This window comes from Salinicola sp., assembly GCF_982684285.1.
The window spans coordinates 1-1,611 of sequence record NZ_CEXLVS010000432.1 but is presented as its reverse complement, the minus strand read 5'-3'; the positions used below and the strand labels follow the sequence as shown (position 1 = coordinate 1,611).

The following is a 1,611-nucleotide window of genomic DNA, read 5'->3' as shown; positions in this document are numbered from 1 at the left end:
CGGGCAGCGGATAACCAGTTGATGGCAGATGTATTAGAAAATAGTTGGCTGAATTTGGCTTTGTTTTTACTTTTGCCAAGATCGGTTGGTAAAAACAGCCAAGTTAAAACTAACACGGCAAATAAACTGCCTGCCAAGATGTATAACGCATCTTGAAAACCATAGATAGCGAGCAATAAACCACCTAAAAAATAGCCGATGCCTTTTAAGGTGTTTTTAGAGCCAGTGAGGACGGCAACCCATTTAAATAAGGTTTTTGATGATTGTTGACTGTCATCACTGGGTAGAAATAGTTTGACGCTGGCCTTGGCACTCATTTTGTTGAGATCTTTGGCGATGCCGGATAAGGCTTGTGCTGCCATCACATAAATAACGGTCAGGTATTCGACTGGCACCGTCAGCATCATTAAGGCGACGACCTGCATGATCATGCCAATATGCATGGTATTGTTCAGGCCGATACGTGAGCCTAACCAACCGCCAACAAGGTTGGTCACAATGCCAAAAAACTCATAAAACAAAAATAAGCTGGCGATGGCAAGCGGTGAATAGCCTAGCTGGTGGAAATACAATACCACCAGCATCCTGATCGCACCGTCAGTTAGCGTAAAGCCCCAATAGCCTAAGGTAATAACAGCATAGTTTTTTAGACTAGAACTGTTGTTGTTCATGGTTATAAAGACTTCGCCAACATATGGGCAATATCAATCATGCGATTCACATAACCCCATTCATTGTCATACCACGCTAGGATTTTCACTTGGGTGTCGTTAATCACCATCGTTGACGGTGCATCAACAATGCTTGAGCGGGCATCATTAGTGTAATCAGCCGACACTAGAGGACGGGTTTCATAACCTAAAATATCTTTTAAGTTATTGTCAGCAGCTTGTTGAAATAAGGCGTTAACTTCCTCAGCATCCGTCGGTCGGTTAGCTTCAAAGACAAAGTCAGTGAGAGAACCGTTTAATAACGGTATACGCACTGCTAGGCCGTTTAACTTACCTTCTAGTTCAGGGAAGATTTTGGTGATTGCCTTAGCTGAACCGGTAGTGGTTGGGATTAACGAGTTGCTGCTGGCTCGAGCACGGCGCAGGTCTTTATGACCTTTATCGACGATCGTTTGGGTATTAGTAATGTTATGGATGGTGGTCATGGTGCCATGTTTGATGCCGATGTTTTCATGCATCACTTTGACCAATGGTGCTAGGCAGTTAGTGGTACAAGAAGCGGCTGTAACAATATTGTGTTGAGCAGGGTCGTAAAGCTCATGGTTAACGCCATAAACAATGTTTAAAGCAGGATCAGGACAAGGTGCTGACACTAAAACCTTTTTAACACCTTGGTCGAAGTAAGCTTGCAACTCATCTTCAGACTTAAACTTGCCGCTGCATTCCAAAACGAGATCAATACCCAGCTCTTGCCAGTTCACTTCAGCAGGAGTGGCGTGTTGGCTAAAGCTGATAGTTTGGCCATCAATTGAAATGTGATCTTCTGAAGCAGAAATAGACTTCTCTGCACCCCAACGACCATGCACGGTATCGAACTCGATCAAGTGAGCGTGGCAGTCAGCACCACCTTGGATGTCATTGATATGCACAAACTCAAGTT

2 protein-coding genes are annotated in these 1,611 nt (G+C 44.1%); both read right to left on the bottom strand.

Annotated features, from left to right (window positions below; all coding sequences use genetic code 11):
* On the bottom strand, positions 1 to 671 hold a 671-nt coding region (locus AC3AYF_RS20790), incomplete at its 3' end, for an MFS transporter (RefSeq protein WP_487780372.1).
* 2 nt (positions 672 to 673) lie between these two features.
* The coding region (locus AC3AYF_RS20785; protein ID WP_487780371.1) for an ArsJ-associated glyceraldehyde-3-phosphate dehydrogenase at positions 674 to 1,611 on the bottom strand (938 nt) is incomplete at its 5' end.